Origin of the sequence: Streptomyces sp. NBC_01214 (assembly GCF_026340975.1) — a bacterium.
In the GTDB taxonomy this organism is placed as follows: domain Bacteria; phylum Actinomycetota; class Actinomycetes; order Streptomycetales; family Streptomycetaceae; genus Streptomyces.
Genome location: NZ_JAPEOS010000001.1, coordinates 3,500,864 through 3,517,523 on the forward strand (window position 1 = coordinate 3,500,864; position 16,660 = coordinate 3,517,523).

The 16,660-nt window shown below is 69.7% G+C and carries 15 protein-coding genes; 12 read left to right on the forward strand and 3 right to left on the reverse strand.

What is annotated here, in order from left to right:
* Positions 1–123: 123 nt before the first annotated feature.
* Together OG594_RS16465 and OG594_RS16470 are read right to left on the reverse strand one after the other, a co-directional pair.
* On the reverse strand, positions 124–579 hold the full coding sequence (locus tag OG594_RS16465; protein WP_252308844.1) for a hypothetical protein: 456 nt from the start codon (positions 577–579) through the stop codon (positions 124–126).
* Positions 580–644: 65 nt separating this feature from the next.
* Positions 645–1,139: a helix-turn-helix domain-containing protein gene (locus OG594_RS16470; protein WP_266599536.1), complete on the reverse strand. Its 495-nt coding sequence runs from the start codon at positions 1,137–1,139 to the stop codon at positions 645–647.
* A 608-nt stretch (positions 1,140–1,747) separates the two neighbouring features.
* Between OG594_RS16470 and OG594_RS16475 the strand changes: the two genes are divergently transcribed.
* From OG594_RS16475 to OG594_RS16490, 4 genes are all read left to right on the forward strand, one after another.
* Complete coding sequence (locus OG594_RS16475) at positions 1,748–2,158, forward strand: thioesterase family protein (RefSeq protein WP_252308842.1); 411 nt, start codon at positions 1,748–1,750, stop codon at positions 2,156–2,158.
* A gap of 302 nt (positions 2,159–2,460) precedes the next feature.
* A complete protein-coding gene (locus OG594_RS16480; RefSeq protein WP_266599544.1) occupies positions 2,461–3,015 on the forward strand; it encodes a hypothetical protein in 555 nt (184 codons plus the stop codon).
* Between the two features lie 1,183 nt (positions 3,016–4,198).
* Positions 4,199–5,245 (forward strand): histidinol-phosphate transaminase, encoded by a 1,047-nt coding sequence (locus OG594_RS16485; protein ID WP_266599546.1) that lies wholly within the window; start codon positions 4,199–4,201, stop codon positions 5,243–5,245.
* 128 nt (positions 5,246–5,373) lie between these two features.
* Positions 5,374–7,017: an aldehyde dehydrogenase family protein gene (locus tag OG594_RS16490; protein ID WP_252308839.1), complete on the forward strand. Its 1,644-nt coding sequence runs from the start codon at positions 5,374–5,376 to the stop codon at positions 7,015–7,017.
* A 12-nt stretch (positions 7,018–7,029) separates the two neighbouring features.
* Here OG594_RS16490 and OG594_RS16495 read toward each other — a convergent pair whose 3' ends face one another.
* Positions 7,030–7,500 (reverse strand): Lrp/AsnC family transcriptional regulator, encoded by a 471-nt coding sequence (locus tag OG594_RS16495; protein WP_030302939.1) that lies wholly within the window; start codon positions 7,498–7,500, stop codon positions 7,030–7,032.
* Between the two features lie 150 nt (positions 7,501–7,650).
* Between OG594_RS16495 and pdhA the strand changes: the two genes are divergently transcribed.
* The 8 genes from pdhA (at position 7,651) to OG594_RS16535 (ending at position 16,645) form a co-directional block, all read left to right on the forward strand.
* Entirely contained in the window at positions 7,651–8,787 is a 1,137-nt protein-coding gene (gene pdhA, locus OG594_RS16500; protein ID WP_266599550.1) for a pyruvate dehydrogenase (acetyl-transferring) E1 component subunit alpha, read from the forward strand.
* Between the two features lie 5 nt (positions 8,788–8,792).
* Positions 8,793–9,812: an alpha-ketoacid dehydrogenase subunit beta gene (locus tag OG594_RS16505; RefSeq protein ID WP_252308837.1), complete on the forward strand. Its 1,020-nt coding sequence runs from the start codon at positions 8,793–8,795 to the stop codon at positions 9,810–9,812.
* On the forward strand, positions 9,809–11,218 hold the full coding sequence (locus tag OG594_RS16510) for a dihydrolipoamide acetyltransferase family protein (protein ID WP_252308836.1): 1,410 nt from the start codon (positions 9,809–9,811) through the stop codon (positions 11,216–11,218). Before OG594_RS16505 ends, OG594_RS16510 begins: the two co-directional genes overlap by 4 nt.
* A gap of 77 nt (positions 11,219–11,295) precedes the next feature.
* The gene (gene paaN, locus OG594_RS16515) at positions 11,296–13,002 is read left to right on the forward strand and encodes a phenylacetic acid degradation protein PaaN (RefSeq protein ID WP_266599554.1); all 1,707 of its coding nucleotides are present in this window, start codon (positions 11,296–11,298) and stop codon (positions 13,000–13,002) included.
* Complete coding sequence (locus tag OG594_RS16520) at positions 12,995–14,179, forward strand: thiolase family protein (protein WP_030830751.1); 1,185 nt, start codon at positions 12,995–12,997, stop codon at positions 14,177–14,179. Before paaN ends, OG594_RS16520 begins: the two co-directional genes overlap by 8 nt.
* Positions 14,176–14,946: an enoyl-CoA hydratase/isomerase family protein gene (locus OG594_RS16525; protein WP_030830748.1), complete on the forward strand. Its 771-nt coding sequence runs from the start codon at positions 14,176–14,178 to the stop codon at positions 14,944–14,946. The genes OG594_RS16520 and OG594_RS16525 overlap by 4 nt, the downstream gene beginning before the upstream one ends.
* The gene (locus OG594_RS16530; RefSeq protein ID WP_266599558.1) at positions 14,943–15,809 is read left to right on the forward strand and encodes a 3-hydroxyacyl-CoA dehydrogenase family protein; all 867 of its coding nucleotides are present in this window, start codon (positions 14,943–14,945) and stop codon (positions 15,807–15,809) included. The genes OG594_RS16525 and OG594_RS16530 overlap by 4 nt, the downstream gene beginning before the upstream one ends.
* Positions 15,800–16,645: an enoyl-CoA hydratase/isomerase family protein gene (locus OG594_RS16535; protein ID WP_252308832.1), complete on the forward strand. Its 846-nt coding sequence runs from the start codon at positions 15,800–15,802 to the stop codon at positions 16,643–16,645. Before OG594_RS16530 ends, OG594_RS16535 begins: the two co-directional genes overlap by 10 nt.
* The last annotated feature ends 15 nt before the right edge of the window (positions 16,646–16,660 follow it).

Below are 16,660 nucleotides of genomic sequence, written 5' to 3' on the forward strand. Positions count from 1 at the left end.
GCGACATCGTGGCGCTGACTGATCACCGGTCTCGTGGCCGCGAACATGGCAGCCCGGCGTGGGCATGAGCGTCGCCCCCCGACATGGACGCCTCGGCGGTGGAGGAACACCGCCGACAGCCGATCACGCCGGTGGGCGGTCGACCTGGACTGGTCGACGTGACCGATCAGGACTGGCCATGGGCATGAAGACCCGATCTCCGCCGGCCACGACCGAGTCGAGCCATGCGCCCGCCACGATGAGTACTCCCGCCGTGCCCGGCCGTCCCTGCCGGCTCGCAACCCGAGGCCCAAGCACGCGCAGGAAACGGGTGGCGGCTGTGAGCGGGCGCATCATGAGGGTGAGGCGTCGGATACGGCCCTCATCGTCGAGATCGAGATACTGGGTCTCCTCCAACCGCAGGCGACCGACATGACCCGCGGCGCGCAGGACCGCGTGCTGTCCTTCCTGGAACTGTGCCTCGTAGTGGATGCCGGTGAACACTTCGAACACGCTCGTCAGGAGTTCCTCGAGTTCACGGTGCCCCCGAAACGTGAACCGGTCCGTCAGTGGCGAAACGAGCTCAACGTCCTCGGACATAGCGGCTACTGCCGCTCTCGCATCCCCCGCCTCGCCGGCCATTCGCCAAGCTGCGACGTGATCAGTCATGCCATCCCCGCAAGGCGCTCGGCAATGACGAGAGTGCCGGGCGCTGCGCGCCCGCCCGGGCCCGGCTGGACCGAGACGCCCTCCGGATGAACCGCTCCACTGCAGGTACGACAGGTGACGGACACCTCTAGGACCTCTCCGCAGTGGTGCCGAAACACGATCGGCGGACCATCCGGCGCGTGCCAGCGGTCGCCCCACTGGGTGAGTGCCAAAAGCACCGTCACGAGCTCCCGTCCTGATGTGGTGAGCACGTAACGGAACCGCTGGGGACGCGTGGAGTACTCGACCCGTTCCAGCACATCGCCGTCCACGAGTCTGTCGAGCCGATTCTTCAGCAGTGCGCGGGACACGCCAAGGTCGCGGGCCAGCTCCTCAAAAGTGTCAATGCCGAGAGAGATGTCGCGCAAGACCAGCGGTGACCAGCAGTCACCCATCACATCCAGGGAGCGCGACAGCGAACAGTGGAACGCTGCGAATGAGGCACGAGGCATGGCCACAACCTAGTGCATTCATATTCTGAATGCACTCACGAATCGGTTCGGCGGCTGCTGCGCTGGGGCAGCTCCTGGAATTGCCATCATCCAAGGGCGCGAGATCCCGCACTTCGCGGGCCACCGATGGTTTGCCCTGAGCTGCATCGGGCGGCAGCTGCCTCGTGGCGTGATAGTCCTTTCGGCGAGGGCGATGCCGGTACCCCATGGCGGGGATGTCAATCGTCCTGCCGGCGCCCACGACCAGTCCGCGAATACTGTGCCGCCCGACTCGTGTGGTGATCAAGTGGGAGTTTCCGAGTAGTACCGTTGGAAAAAAATGACTGTTTATGACCGTGTTATGTTTGCCGGGCTTAGCGGCTGTGGGCCGCGGGTCGGCGCCAAGGGATCGCCCTTGACGGAGCTGCAGCGGGTGGGTGAGAACCGTGCGCGCCTCACTCCACCGCACTGCTGTGGACCGGGACGAAGCAGGCTCCGCGGGGCTTTATCCGTCACGGAAACCAGCAAGCGGCACGACCGCCGACCATGCCCGAGTAGACCGCTGAGGCAATGCCCGTCGCCCTGCCCCGATTCCGGGCGGGTGATAATGACGAAATGAAATGAGTGGAATGACTCGCCATCAATACCGCTGCTCAGTCCGTTGGTCGGACATGGACGTCTACGGGCACGTCAACAACGCCGTCTTCCTCACCTATCTGGAGGAAGCGCGCAGCGACATACTCGGTGGCCATGCCGCAAGAGCCGGTGTGGCCACCTTCACAGCGGGCTGCGTGAGCGCGAAGCACGAGATCGAGTACAAGGCGCCCTTGGAGTGGCGCGAGACGCCAGTCACCGTCGAGGTCTGGGTTACCGGCCTCAGGGCGGTGTCATTCAGCCTCGCCTACGAGGTGAAGGACGAAGGGACTCTGTACGCGAGGGCAGCCTCCACGATGGTTCCCTACGACCTGGAGGGCAAGCGCCCGCGGCGCCTCACCGAGGCTGAACGCGCTTACCTCACGGGATTTCTGACGCAGCAGTGACCGCTTGACCGGGCCGGCCCGGTTCACCCCCGCAGGGGCGACGACCGCTGACATGGGCGACGACCGCCTGCCACGCCCGAGTGGACCCGCTGAACAAGTGCCATCGCCATACCGTGATGCGGGCAGGAAACAATGAAGAAATGAAATGACTCGAATGACATCCCTGCTGCTCGTCCTGGGGGGCCTCGCCGTCTCAATCCGTCCCCGCCCGCGGCTCATCCGTCGTGCTGCGGGATGAGTAGGTCACAACCTTCGATGAGGTAGGACGTCTGACCCGCCTCACTCGCACAAGAAAGAAACAAGTGAAGAATCGCTTCGCCCTCTTCTATGTTGTGTGTCTGTTGAGCCTGAGTGCGTGTTCCACGAATGGTCAGGTAATGCAACCCACCGAGACGTCGTCGAGCACAACTCAGGCGGCACAATACCCGAACACGGATGCAGGTTTCCGGAAGCTGATCATAGCTGCACGTTTTGACAATGATGTGGTGGCTTCACTGGAGCCGAATGCCGCCGACTATGCAGCGGTCTTCGAGCCGGAGTTCGCGGCCAAAGCCGAGAAAATGTACGAAGAGTGGATCTGGTCCAAGCCCACCGCCACGCTTGACATTGACCCTGAAAAGACCGAAATCAAGGTGGCGAAGGCTACCACAGACGCCATCAGGGATTGGCCGAGTGAGGTTAGCGAAGAATTCCCCGGTGGATACGAGAGGGTGGCCCCTTACCTCAAACCGGGAACGACGATCTATCAGTGGGAGTATCTGGAGCCGGGCGAAGCGCTCGGTATGGCGTACGACGGCATGGCATACGTCAATGGGCGCTGGGTGTGGTTCCCGAAGCCGTGGCGCGCCCTCGACTAGCCTGAGTCGAGCCCGTGTCCACGTGGTGAGGCGCCATTGGCCTCGAGTCTGGGGCGGGGACGCCTACGCGCTGGTCAGTGGTTGCCCCTGGCGGGCGCCCGGTGCCGCCGGCGTCTGCGATCAGTCCGCCCGGGGAGGCTCAGGGCGCCCGGACCGTCGGCGGCGACGAGGGAATCACGGCAGGCAGTGTTCGGAGGGCACAACTTGGCGATGAGGGGAGGCAGTCCGCGCTGTGCGCTGCGCGTTGATCAGGCACCTCATCGACTCCATGGCCTGGGCGGCCGTTCCGCGGACGGGCCCGGTTGGTGGCGGTCGGGTCACACGCCGCTGGTGCGGCAGGCTGGGGTATGGCCCGCGGCGGTGTCGAGCTGTTTGAGCCTGTTTTGTCAGGCCGGCTGAGCTCTGGTCATCGGCAGCAGCGCGGATTCCGGGCACCGTGGAGGCGAGAGACGGGGATCTACCGCAGCGGCGCGCAGTAAGCATGGCTTATCCAACACGAAGGCGTCTTTATTTGCGCTTACTTCTGTGCGACTGCAGGATTCTGCCGCGGGCAGGAGCGTGAGTCGCACGTGCCACCGCAACCTCTTCGTCGAGCGCGCCCGTGGTTCCCGTGTGTGATGCCTGCTCCGAGTCCGGATATGTCACCTCCCTCACAGTTCGGGCAGATCCGGCATCCCGGGCGGGGGATGACGGGCTGAGAGCACCGGCGGGAGCCCTACGTGCAAGAAGGGACAACGAGTGCACCCACCACCACGGTCGGCCGTTCCTGCACTGTCGGCCGTCGCAGCGGGAGAGTTGCCGCAGTTGACGGCAACTAGCCTGGTGGAGTGGCGACTTGGGCTCCGTCTTCTTCATCGGAGCGGGCGGCGTGCGGGCACCTCGTGAGTGCGTGGGGGACCAGTTCTGACGGACCGTGTCGGTGGCCGGTGCCGGGACAACCAGTGAGTCCGGCCTGTAGCCGAGAGTAGTCATCGACGTCTGGTGGGCTACCTCCAGTCTGTCTCGTGACAGGGGTCCGAACCAGCAGGCGAGGAGACGGCATGCTGTGCCGGCTGCCGGATTGATGCGATCTGTCGCCGAATTCTCTAAACAGTTGAGCGTTTGACCTCTGATGTTCACGCTTTACCTGTCAAGTGCCCAGAGGCACGGCCTCGGGCCCCACCGATTCAGAAGCGAGTCGAGCATGGTGCGTGTCCGTTCATCCTTGACACAGCTGCCCGCCTATGTCCCGGGCCGCAAATTGCCCGGTGCGGTAGTGCTGGCCAGCAACGAATCCCCCTACGGGCTGTTGCCCGGTGTAGCCGCAACGCTTACGGAGCTGGCCGGCGGCGTGTCGAGGTACCCCGACCTGAGCGCCACTTCCCTCGTGCGGGCGATAGCCGGGCACCACGAGGTCGAGCCGGAGCGGATCGCGGTGGGCGCCGGATCCTCGGAGGTCTGCGGACAGCTGCTGCACTCGGTCGTCGGCTTCGGCGACGAGGTCGTCTTCGGATGGCGGTCCTTCGAGGCGTATCCGATTCTCACGGCGGTGGCAGGCGGTGTGGCGGTACGGGTCCCGCTGCGCGACCATGCGCTGGACCTCGACGCCATGGCCGCGGCGATCACCGATCGGACCCGGCTGGTCTTCGTCTGCAACCCAAACAACCCCACCTCCACCGCGGTCGGTGAGCGGGCGCTCCTCGACTTCGCGGACCGTGTCCCGGAAGACGTGCTGATCGTCGTCGACGAGGCCTATCGTGAGTACGCGGATCCGGCGCTGGTCCCCGATGCCCTGGCCCTGCTCGGCGACCGCCCCAACGTGGTGGTTCTGCGGACGTTCTCCAAGGCCTACGGACTGGCGGGACTGCGCGTCGGCTACTGCGTGGCGCCGCCGTGGATCGCCGCTCATGTGCGCAAGGCGCAGGTACCGTTCAGCGTCAGCGCCCTCGCGCAGGAAGCCGCCGTCGTCGCCCTCGGCGAGCGCGCGGAAGTCGCCCGGCGGGCCGCCCTCACGGTCGTCGAACGGGAGCGCGTGACTCTGATGTTGCACGCGCTGGGCTTCGAAGTCCCCGACTCCCAGGCCAACTTCGTGTGGCTACCGCTTGCGGACGAGAGCGCTGACTTCGCCGTCCACTGTCTTGGCGGGCACGTCGTGGTCCGCCCGTTCCTCGGGGAGGGCGTCCGGGTGACGATCGGACTGCCGCAGGAGAACGAGGCTTTCCTCGATCTCGCCGCGACCTGGAGAGGCTGAAGGCCGTGCGCCCTGGTCCTTATGAGCGGCATCGCGAACTGCTTCAGCAAGCCGTGCGGGCCCTCGCCGCCGGTGAATGCCGGCGGCCCTTCACGGAGGCGACCGGACAGGATGCTGCCGACGCGGGGATGAGATCGGTCCGAACAGCTGGGAAGGTCTTCGGCTCCCTGCTGGGACGGCCCTTCGATCTCGACCAGCCCGGCGAGCTGGGCCGGGTGTGCACCGAGTCCTCGCCATACGGGATCGGCATGGGCATCAGTTACCCGCGATGCGACCCCGCAGCTCTGGTGGCGGCTGCCGCTCAGGCGACGGCCGGGTGGCGCGCAGCCGGGCTCCGCCGACGAGCCGGGTTGGCCGTGGAGATACTGCGCCGGCTGAACACTCGCAGCCATGAGCTGGCCCTTGCGGCGCAGCACACCACGGGGCAGCCGCCGCAGGCGGCGTTCCGGTCCGCGGGGCCGCGCGCCCAGGACCGTGCGCTGGAGGCCGTGGCCCTTGCCTTCGCGGAGTCGGAGCGCGTTCCGGCGGACCTGAGCTGGGAGAGCGGCCAAGGGACCCAAGGGAGCGGGCAACCGTCGCCGATGCGGGGCACCAGCACCCTGGTGCCCCGCGGAGTGTCGCTGCTCATCGGTTGCCCCGACTATCCGCTCTGGAACGGCTACCCGGGTCTGTTCGCCAGCCTGGTGACCGGCAACCCGGTGATCGTCGCCCCGCATCCGCGTTCCGTGCTGCCGCTGGCCATCACCGTGCGCGTCGCCCGGCAGGTGCTGGCGGAGGCCGGCCACCCACCGGACATCGTGACCCTCGCGGTGGCGGAACCAGCGGAACGGCTGCACGAGAGGCTGGCCACGGACCCGGGGGTGCGCATCGTCGACTTCACCGGATCGGCGCAGTTCGCCGGCTGGCTGAAGGAACACGCCCGCCAAGCCGCCACGTTCGTCGACCGGACCGGCCTGAACACGGTGATCGTCGACTCCACCGGTGACTACCGGGATCTCGTGCGCGGCCTGGCCCACTCCCTGTGCCGGTGCAGCGGCACGGTCCGCACCACGCCGCAGAACATCCTGGTGCCGACGACGGGCATCGCGACCGATGAGGGGCACAAGAGTCTGGGGGACTTCGGCGCCGACCTGGGCGAGGCCGTGGACCGCCTGCTCGGGCATCCCGCACGTGTGGCCAGGCTGCTGGGCGCGATCGCCAGCGATACGGTGCGGGCGGGGCTGGCGGAGGCCACGCGGTACGGCACCGTGCTCCATGCCTCCGGAGCGCTGCGCCATCCGACTCATCCGGCCGCCGATGTGCGCAGCCCCCTGCTCGTCCGGCTGGCGGCGCAGGACGAACGGATCTACGCCAGGGAGTGGCCGGGGCCCGTCTCATTCCTTGTCGGTACCGACTCGACGTCGCACAGTCTGGCGCTCTTCCGCCGCACGGTGGGCCGCCACGGGGCGTCGTACGCCACCGTGCACTCGACCGACCCGCTGGTGCTGGCGGTCGCCGAGACGGCAGCACTGGACGCCGGGGTGCACCTGGTGCAGAACCTCGCAGACGACTTCCCCGCGGACCCCTCCTCAGCGGGCGCGGATTTGCCCCCCGAGGGCGCCCACTTCGTCACCGGGCGGTTCCGGGTGGTGCGGTCTCGGCAGCATGCGGCCGGGACCGCCCCGGCTCCTGTCGTGGAGGCGGCCCCGAGACCGACCCCCATCGGGGCTGCGGAGTCGCCTCGGGCTCCGGCGCCGGCCGCGGGTTCCGCTGCCGCGCTGGTCGACGTCTGAGTGACCGAGCGGTCAGGCAGTCCAGTGCGTCCCGCGTCCCCGCACCTCGTCGAAGACCAGCCAGGTACGGGTCGAGCGCACTCCCGGTACCGCCTGGATGCGCTCCAGCACGACCCGGCGCAGCACCGAGTTGTCCGGAGTGCGGACCAGCACCAAGACGTCGAAGTCGCCCGCAACGAGGGTGACATGCTCGACGTAGGGGATCTCGCGCAGTTCCCGGGAGGTGTCCCGCCACGCATTCTGATCGATCGTCAACGTCACGTACGCGCTCGTGCCGAGGCCGGCCCGCTGCGGATTCAGCTGCGTGCTGAAGCCCGTGATGACCTCCTCGGCCATCAGCCTGTTGATACGCGTGTACGCGTTGGCGCGCGAGATGTGCAGCTTGTCTGCGAGCGCCTTGATCGACACCCGGCCGTCGTCGAGGAGCCCGGCCAGGATGTGCCGGTCGGTGTCGTCGAGCCGGACGGCAGTTCGTCCGGTCATGGACTCCGCAGATGTGTTTTGCTCGGACACTTTGCCCTCCTAGAGCGCGTCGTTCGGCAGTCCGTCGCTGGTTCGCCTGAAACCTTGAACAGATATTCCGCAATAGCGACGATACTCGCGTCAAGTGTCCAGAGAAAGTGAGTGGCCTCCATGCCCGTGAAGAACCTTCGCCAGACGGTCCAGGGCCTCCTGCCGTCCCTCACGCCGGTGCGGTTCGTGGCCGAGGACGGCACGCCGGTGGCCAAGCCCGCGCCCGGCTACACAGAGCCTGCGCCGGAGGCGCTGCGCGAGGCCTACCGGCGGATGGTCGTGGGACGCCGGTTCGACACCCAGGCCACCGCGCTGACCAAGCAGGGGAGGCTCGCGGTCTACCCGTCCAGCCGCGGCCAGGAGGCCTGCCAGATCGGCGCCGTGCTCGCGCTGCGCCCGGACGACTGGCTGTTTCCGACCTACCGCGACTCCGTGGCCCTGGTCGCCCGGGGCATCGACCCCCTTGAGGTGCTGACGCTGCTGCGCGGCGACTGGCACTGCGGATACGACCCGGCCGCCACCCGCGTCGCCCCCCAGTGCACCCCGCTGGCCACTCAGGTGCTGCACGCGACCGGCATGGCGGAGTCGTTGCGGCGCACAGGCGGAGACGGTGTGGCGATGGCCCTCGTCGGGGACGGGGCGACCAGTGAGGGGGACTTCCACGAGGCGCTGAACTTCGCTGCCGTCTTCCGCGCGCCGGTCGTCTTCTTTGTGCAGAACAACAAGTACGCGATCTCCGTGCCGCTGGCCCGGCAGTCCGCGGCCCCCGCCCTCGCGTACAAGGGCATCGGACACGGGATGCGTTCCGAACAGGTCGACGGCAATGATCTGGTCGCCGTGCTGGCGGTGCTGACCGCGGCGGTCGAGCACGCCCGTGCCGGGCACGGACCGGTCCTGGTCGAGGCGCACACCTACCGCATGGACGCGCACACCAACGCCGACGACGCGACCCGTTACCGGGACGCGGCGGAGGTCGAACGGTGGAGTGCCGCCGATCCGGTCAGCCGTCTTGAAATGTACCTGCGGGCCCGCGGCGCCCTCACCGACGAGGATGTCGCGGCGGTGCGGGAGGAGGCCGAGACCCTGGCGACAGAGCTGCGCGGGGGCATGAACGAGGAGTCCGTGCCCGATCTGCTGGAGCTCTTCGACCACGTCTACGCCGAGCCGACTCCGCAGCTGCGCGAACAGCGCGCCCTGCTGGCGGCCGAGCTGGCCGAAGACGCCGCTTCCCCCGCACTCGACACTCAGGAGAACTGACGGCCATGGCCAAGATCACGATGGCGCAGGCGCTGAACGCCGCCCTGCGCGACGCACTGCGCGAGGATGAGCGCGTGCTCGTTTTCGGTGAAGACGTCGGTCCGCTCGGCGGCGTCTTCCGGATCACCGACGGGCTGACCCGCGACTTCGGCGAGCAGCGCTGCTTCGACACCCCGCTGGCCGAGGCCGGCATCGTTGGACTGGCCGTCGGCATGGCGATGGGCGGCTTCCGGCCCGTGGTGGAGATGCAGTTCGACGCCTTCGCCTATCCGGCCTTCGAACAGATCGCCTCACACGTGGCCAAGCTCCGCAACCGGACCCGGGGGCGGCTCGCGCTGCCGATGGTGATCCGTATCCCCTACGCGGGCGGCATCGGGGGAGTCGAGCACCACTGCGACTCCAGCGAGGCGTACTACGCGCACACCCCGGGCCTGAAAGTCGTCACCCCGGCGACGGCCGAGGACGCGTACTGGCTGCTGCGCGACGCCATAGCCGACCCCGACCCGGTGGTCTTCCTGGAGCCGAAGAAGCTGTACTGGTCGAAGGAGGACGTCAACCTCGAGCGGCGCGGAGCGCTGCCGTTCGGGCAGGCGGCGATCCGGCGGAAGGGCCGCGACGCCACGGTCGTCGCGTACGGGCCGTCGGTGCCGGTGGCGCTGGCCGCGGCCGAAGCGGCGGCGGCCGATGGCATCGAGCTGGAGGTCGTGGACCTGCGCACGCTGGTGCCCTTCGACGACGAGACGGTCACGGCATCGGTACACCGGACCGGGCGCTGCCTGGTCGTCCAGGAGGCCCAGGGATTCGCCGGCGTGGGGGCGGAGATCGCCGCACGGGTGCAGGAGCGCTGTTTCCACTCGCTGGCCGCGCCGGTCCTGAGGGTGGCCGGCTTCGACATCCCGTATCCGCCGCCGAAGCTGGAGCACGCGCATCTGCCCAGCGTCGACCGGATCCTCGACGCCGTCGACCGTCTCCAGTTCAGCGACGCGCCGGACACCCGGCATCTGCTGAAGGGAACGGCCGCATGAGCACCGCAGCGCTTCAGGAGCAGCTGTTCCGGCTGCCCGATCTCGGCGAAGGGCTGACCGAGGCCGAGATCATCGAGTGGAAGGTCGCGGTCGGTGACACGGTGACGATCGACCAGATCGTCATCGAGGTCGAGACCGCCAAGGCCGCAGTCGAGGTGCCGGTCCCCTACGCGGGCACCGTGCTGCAACTGCACGCGGAGGCGGGTACGGCGCTGGAGGTGGGGAAGCCGCTGATCACGGTGGGTACGCCGACTTCCGGCCGGCCCGACGGCGCGGGGGAGGGCCCGGGCGCCCAGCCTCCCGTCGATTCGACGTCGGCCGACCCTGCCGCTGAGCGATACCGGGAGGAGGAGCAGGCCGGGTCCGGCAACGTCCTGATCGGCTACGGCACCGGCCACGGCCCGGCACCGCGTCGCCGCCGCCGACGCGGGGGCGCCGCGACGGGAGGCGGCACTGGTGCCGAGGCGGCGCCGTCCGGAGAGCTGCACGCTCCCCGGGTCATATCTCCCCTCGTACGCAGGATGGCGCGGGAACACGGGATCGACCTCGCCGCGTTGGCGCCATCGGGTCCCGCAGGGGTCGTGCTCAGACGAGATGTCGAGCAGGCCGTTGGGCGGGCCGGCCAGCTGGCGACGGACCCCGATACCGCACCGGTCACCCCGGACCGGCAGCAGTCGGCGGATCGCGCACCGCACGCTCGGCCGGCGCCGGCCGGCCCTGAGCGCATCCCGCTGCGCGGAGTCCGCCGCGCGGTCGCGGACAAGCTCTCCCGCAGCCGCACCGAGATCCCCGACGCCACCACCTGGGTCGACGTGGACGCGACGAGCCTGCTCCAAGCCCGGAAGGCCATGCAGGCCGCAGACCCCGGCCGCCCCATCGGGCTGCTGGCCCTGCTCGCCCGATTCTGCATCGCCGGACTGCACCGCTTCCCGGAGCTGAACTCCACCGTCGACACCGAGCGGCGGGAGATCGTCCGCTTCAGCGAGGTGCACCTGGGCTTCGCAGCCCAGACCGAACGCGGCCTGGTGGTCCCCGTCGTCCGCGACGCACAGCGCATGACGACCGCACAACTGGCTGCCGAGCTCGCCCGGTTGACCGGGCTGGCCCGCGACGGGGCCCTGCCGCCCGACCGTCTGACCGGCGGGACCTTCACCCTCAACAACTACGGCGTGTTCGGTGTCGATGGATCCACGCCCATCATCAACCACCCTGAGGCCGCTCTGCTCGGCGCGGGCCGCATCGTGGACAAACCCTGGGTGGTGGACGGCGAGCTGGCCGTCCGCAAGGTCATGCAGCTCTCCCTCAGCTTCGACCACCGGGTCTGCGACGGCGGTGTGGCCGGCGGGTTCCTGCGCTTCGTGGCCGACTGCGTGGAACGCCCGGCGATCCTGCTCGCCGACGTCTGATCCACGCCCGCTTCCCCCGCGTCTGCCCAGGCGCCTTGCACCCATAAACCTACCGAACGTTCGGCCAGGAGCTCTCAGTGACCACCGACCAGCATCCCGACTTCTTCGTCCGCCATGCGGCGCTGCTCGACCAGGCGGTGGAGTGTGCCGCCGACCGCACCTACTGGACGCCGTACCCGGAAACCCCCAGTACCTCTGCGTACGGGGCCGAGGCATCCCGGCTGGGCGAGGCCGCCTTCCACGGCCTCCTCGGCCAGCCCTTCCGCATCGAAGGGCATCCGGCCACCGGCACCGTGCCCGCCACCGAGGTTTCGCCCTACGGCTTCCCGCTCGGCGTCAGTTACCCGTACCTGGCGCCCGATGTGGCCGTCGCGACGGCCAAGTCAGCCGCAGTGGCATGGCGCGCCGCGAGCCCGGACACCCGGGCCGGCGTCGCCGCCGAGATCCTCGCCCGGCTGAACGAGGCGACCTTCGAGATCGCGTACGCCGTCCAGCACACCACCGGCCAGCCCTTCATGATGGCGTTCCAGGCCGGCGGTCCACACGCCCAGGACCGGGGTCTCGAAGCGGTCGCCCACGCATGGAACGAGCAAACGCGCCATCCGGTCGCGGCCCGCTGGAGGAAGCCCCAGCGCAAGGGCGGCCCGCTCGTCATGGACAAGACCTTCACCACCGTGGGACGCGGTGTGGCAGTGCTGATCGCCTGCAACACCTTCCCCACCTGGAACGGCTATCCGGGATTGTTCGCGAGTCTGGTCACCGGCAACCCGGTGGTCGTCAAGCCTCATCGACGTGCCGTGCTGCCACTGGCGATCACCGTGCGGATAGCCCGTGAGGTGCTGGCGGAGGCCGGCTTCGATCCGGACGTGGTACTGCTCGCCGCCGCGAAGCCCGACGAGCGCACCGCCCCTGCCCTGGCCACCCACCCCGATGTGCGCATCGTGGACTACACCGGCTCCAGCGAGTTCGGCGACTGGCTGGAGACCAACGCCCGCCAGGCCGCGGTCCACACCGAGAAGTCCGGGCTCAACACCGTCGTCGTGGACTCCACGGACGATTACGCTGGTCTGCTGCGCAACCTCGCCTTCTCCCTGTCGCTCTACAGCGGCCAGATGTGCACCACCCCGCAGAACATCCTCGTTCCCCGCAACGGCTTCCCCACCGACCAGGGGCGCCGTACGGCCGACGAGTTCGCCGCCGACCTCGGCGCCGCCCTGGACAGGCTGCTCGGCGACCCGGCCCGTGCGGCCGCCACCCTCGGCGCGATCGTGAACGACGGTGTCCTGAAGCGCGTGGCGGAGGCGGCGGAACTCGACCGTGTCGCCCATCCGTCGAGGCAAATCACCCACCCGGACTTCCCGGACGCGGCCGTCCGTTCCCCGCTGTTGGTCCGGCTCGAGGCCGAGACCGACGAAGAGACATACACGAGCGAGTGGTTCGGGCCGGTCTCCTTCGTCATCGGTACCGACTCCACCGCGCACGGCCTGCGTCTCCTGCACGACACCGTACGGCGCCACGGCGCGCTGACCGCCTCCGTGTACGCCACCGCCGAGGGTGTGCTGGAGGCGGCACGGGCAACCGCGCTGGAGGCGGGCGTGCACCTGTCGGAGAACCTGACCGGCGCGGTCTTCGTCAACCAGTCCGCCGCCTTCAGCGACTTCCACGGCACCGCGGCCAACCCCGCGGCCAATGCCGCCCTCACCGACCCGGCGTTCGTCACCGGACGCTTCTCGGTCGTCCAGTCCCGGCGCCACGCACCCGCAGAGGAGCACGTCGATGCGTGATGATGAGGTCTACCTGATCGACGGGGCCCGCACTCCGCTCGGCCGCCACCGAGGCGCCCTGGCCTCCGTACGCCCCGACGATCTGGCCGCCCTCGTGGTCGGCGAGGCGGTACGTCGCTCTGGCATCCCGGCCGACACCGTGGACGAGGTGATCCTCGGCGCCGCGAACCAGGCGGGCGAGGACAACCGGGACGTGGCCCGGATGGCCGTCCTGCTGGCCGGACTGCCGGACACCGTGCCCGGATACACCGTCAACCGGCTGTGCGCGTCCGGACTGACGGCCGTCGCCTCGGCCGCCCAGGCGATTCGTGCGGGGGAGGCAGACCTGGTCGTCGCGGGCGGAGTGGAGTCGATGACCCGTGCCCCCTGGGTGATGGCCAAGCCCGGCACGCCCTGGGCCCGGCCCGGCGAGGTCCACGACACCTCCCTCGGCTGGCGCTTCACCAACCCGCGCTTCCCGGCCGCGACCAGCCTGTCCATGGGCGAGACCGCCGAGGAGGTCGCCGCCCTGGACGGCATCACCCGCCTCGACGCGGACACCTTCGCGCTGCGCAGCCACCGCAGGGCGGAGGCCGCCCAGAGGGCGGGCCGCTTCAAGGAAGAGATCGTGCCGGTGCGGGTGGCGGACGGCGAGGTGACCCAGGACGAGGGGCCTCGGCCGTCCACCTCGCTGGAGAAGCTCGGCGGACTGCGCACGTCCTTCCGCAGCGACGGGATCATCACCGCGGGCAACTCCTCGCCGCTGTCCGACGGGGCCGCTGCCATCGTGGTGGCGAGTTTGGCGGCGGTCGAACGATACCGGCTCACCCCCCGGGCCCGCGTCGTCACCGCCGCATCGGCCGGGGTCGAGCCCCGCTTGATGGGGCTCGGGCCTGTGCCGGCCACCTTGAAGGCACTCGCCCGCGCGGGCTGGCGGTCCGACGACCTGGACGCCGTCGAGGTGAACGAGGCCTTCGCCGCCCAAGCGCTGGCAGTCGTCCGACGCCTGCGGCTCGACGAGGACCGCGTCAATGCCGACGGCGGCGCCATCGCCCTCGGACACCCGCTCGGCTGCTCCGGCGCCCGCATCCTGCTCACCCTGCTCGGACGCATGGAACGCGAGGACGCCCGACGGGGACTGGCGACCATGTGTGTGGGGGTCGGCCAGGGCGTGGCGATGCTGGTGGAGCGCGTATGAGCACGCGGGACGACACGGCGTACGAGACCCTGCGGGTCGAGGCCGGCGCGGACCGGGTTGTCGTGACCCTGCACCGGCCGGAGGCTCGCAACGCCATCAGCAGCGGCATGATCGCCGAACTGCATCGCGTGTGCGAGGACCTGGAGCGCGCGCCGAGGCTGCTTCTGCTCACCGGGCACGGCGGGGTCTTCGCCGGCGGCGCCGACATAGCCGAACTGCGTTGGCGTGGCCGGGAGGAGGCGCTGCAGGGAATCAACAGCCGTCTGTTCGAGCGGGTACGCAGGCTGCCCCTGCCCACCGTGGCCGCGGTGGACGGCTGGGCGCTGGGCGGCGGCGCCGAGCTTGCGTACGCCTGCGACATTCGGATCGCCGGGCCAAACGCCGTCTTCGGCAACCCCGAACCTGGCCTGGGCATCCTCGCCGCCGCCGGGGCCTGTTGGCGGCTGCGGGAGCTGCTCGGCGAGTCGGTGGCCAAACAGGTCCTGCTCGCCGGGCGGAACCTCGACGCACCTGCCGCGCTCGCCTGTGGGCTGGTCACGGACGTCGTACCGGCCGAGCGGCTGAACGCCGAGGCACACGCCCTGCTGGACCGCATGGCTCGTTCCTCGGCGCTTGCCCTGCGGCTGACCAAGCTCGTCACCGACGCCCCGGGTGCCCATCCGGTGGCTGACGACCTCGCCCAGGCCGTGCTGTTCGAGGGCCGCGACAAGGAGGAGCGCATGACGCGATTCCTGGAGAAGAACGAGAAGAACGGAGGCCGGGCATGACCTTGGCATCAGTACCGCCCGCCGTCGTGGGGGTGATCGGCGGCGGCCGGATGGGGACCGGTATCGCCCAGTCCTTCGCGGCCGCAGGGTCGTCCGTGGTCGTCGTGGAACACGACGAAGCGGCCGCGACCGTCGCGCTGAACCGCATCGCCGACGGGCTGAGGCAGGCCGCCGAGCGCGAGGGGCCCGGCGGATCCGCCACCGATCACGTACCGGACCGGGTCACCGCCGTCACCTCGATCGCCGAACTACCGGCCGACGCCGATCTCGTCGTAGAGGCGGTACCGGAGGACGCCGCGCTCAAGGCCCGGCTGCTCGCCGCCGCCGAGCGGGCCGTGGGGGAGCGGTGCGTGCTCGCCACCAACACCAGTTCCCTGCCGGTCACCGAACTCGCGGCGGCCCTGAAGCGGCCGGGACGCTTCCTGGGCATGCACTTCTTCAACCCGGTGCCCGTCTCCGCGCTCGTCGAACTGGTCCTCACTCCCGACACCACCGGGGAGACTCTGACGGCGGCGGTCGGCTGGACGCACGCCCTGGGCAAGCAGAAGGTCGTCGTCCAGGACTCGCCGGGATTCGCCAGCAGCCGTCTCGGCCTGGCCCTCGGTCTGGAGGCCGTCCGCATGGTCGAGGAGGGGGTCGCCGAGCCGGAGGCCATCGACACGGCCATGCGCCTGGGATACCGGCACCCGATGGGGCCGCTGCGCCTCACCGACGTAGTAGGTCTCGACGTACGGCTGGCCATTGCCGACCACCTGCACAGGACGCTCGGGGAGCGGTTCGCCCCGCCGGCATTGCTGCGGGAGAAGGTCGCCCGCGGCGAGCTGGGCCGCAAGACGGGGAAGGGGTTCTACTCATGGCCGTGACCGATGGTGCGCCCACCGAGGCTCAGGAGCCGGGCCGTCCCGCCCGTCACGGGGTCGCCTACGACGTCACCGACGCCGTGGCCGTCATCGAGCTGCGCGGTCCCGGGAGCGGCAACGCGCTCGACACCCATATGCGCAGCGCCCTCCTCATGGCGGCACGCCGCCTGACCACGGACACCGCACGCGGTGTAAGGGCTGCCCTGATCACTGCCCGCGGAAGGCATTTCTGCGTCGGCCAGGACCTCAGGGAGCACGCCCGGCAGCTGAACACCGCGCCCGAGGCGGCCTTCGCGAACCTTCCCAACGACTACAACCCGCTGCTGAAGGAGCTGCACGGGCTGCCGGTCCCGCTCGTCGTGGCCGTCGAGGGCGCATGTGTCGGGGCTGGGCTCGGCATCGCGCTCTGCGCGGATCTGCGCGTCGCCGCCGAAGGAGCCCACTTCGCGACTGCCTTCACCGGCATCGGCCTGGCCTCCGACTCGGGGGTCGCCCGCGGCCTCGCCCGCCAGCTCGGTCCTTCGCGGACCGCAGGACTCATGCTCCTCGGAGACCGCTTCTCCGCACAGGACGCCGAACGCTGGGGCCTGGTCCACCGCGTCGTCGCGGACGGCTCGGCCACGGCTGAGGGGCTGGCCGTCGCCCGCTCCCTCGCAGGCGGACCCACCGCCGCCCACCGAGAGATCAAGGCACTGCTGCGGTCCGCGGCCACCGCTACGCTGCCGGCCGCGCTGGAGCGCGAAGCCGTGATCCAGCGCCGGCTCGGCGCCACCGAGGACCACCGCGAAGCCGTCACGGCGTTCCTCGAACGCCGCAGCCCGGCCTTCCGCGGCCATTGACCCACTCATCGAGTA

Bases quoted from the DNA above. Each gene is read 5' to 3' on its own strand.
- OG594_RS16475 (WP_252308842.1), top strand. From the start codon at position 1,748: ATGACTCGCCATCAATACCGCTGCTCAGTCCGTTGGTCGGACATGGAC.
- OG594_RS16465 (WP_252308844.1), bottom strand. From the start codon at position 579: ATGTCCGAGGACGTTGAGCTCGTTTCGCCACTGACGGACCGGTTCACG.
- pdhA (WP_266599550.1), top strand. From the start codon at position 7,651: ATGCCCGTGAAGAACCTTCGCCAGACGGTCCAGGGCCTCCTGCCGTCC.
- OG594_RS16505 (WP_252308837.1), top strand. From the start codon at position 8,793: ATGGCCAAGATCACGATGGCGCAGGCGCTGAACGCCGCCCTGCGCGAC.
- OG594_RS16495 (WP_030302939.1), bottom strand. From the start codon at position 7,500: ATGACCGGACGAACTGCCGTCCGGCTCGACGACACCGACCGGCACATC.
- OG594_RS16520 (WP_030830751.1), top strand. From the start codon at position 12,995: ATGCGTGATGATGAGGTCTACCTGATCGACGGGGCCCGCACTCCGCTC.
- OG594_RS16485 (WP_266599546.1), top strand. From the start codon at position 4,199: ATGGTGCGTGTCCGTTCATCCTTGACACAGCTGCCCGCCTATGTCCCG.
- OG594_RS16490 (WP_252308839.1), top strand. From the start codon at position 5,374: ATGAGATCGGTCCGAACAGCTGGGAAGGTCTTCGGCTCCCTGCTGGGA.
- OG594_RS16530 (WP_266599558.1), top strand. From the start codon at position 14,943: ATGACCTTGGCATCAGTACCGCCCGCCGTCGTGGGGGTGATCGGCGGC.
- OG594_RS16535 (WP_252308832.1), top strand. From the start codon at position 15,800: ATGGCCGTGACCGATGGTGCGCCCACCGAGGCTCAGGAGCCGGGCCGT.
- OG594_RS16510 (WP_252308836.1), top strand. From the start codon at position 9,809: ATGAGCACCGCAGCGCTTCAGGAGCAGCTGTTCCGGCTGCCCGATCTC.
- OG594_RS16525 (WP_030830748.1), top strand. From the start codon at position 14,176: ATGAGCACGCGGGACGACACGGCGTACGAGACCCTGCGGGTCGAGGCC.
- OG594_RS16470 (WP_266599536.1), bottom strand. From the start codon at position 1,139: ATGCCTCGTGCCTCATTCGCAGCGTTCCACTGTTCGCTGTCGCGCTCC.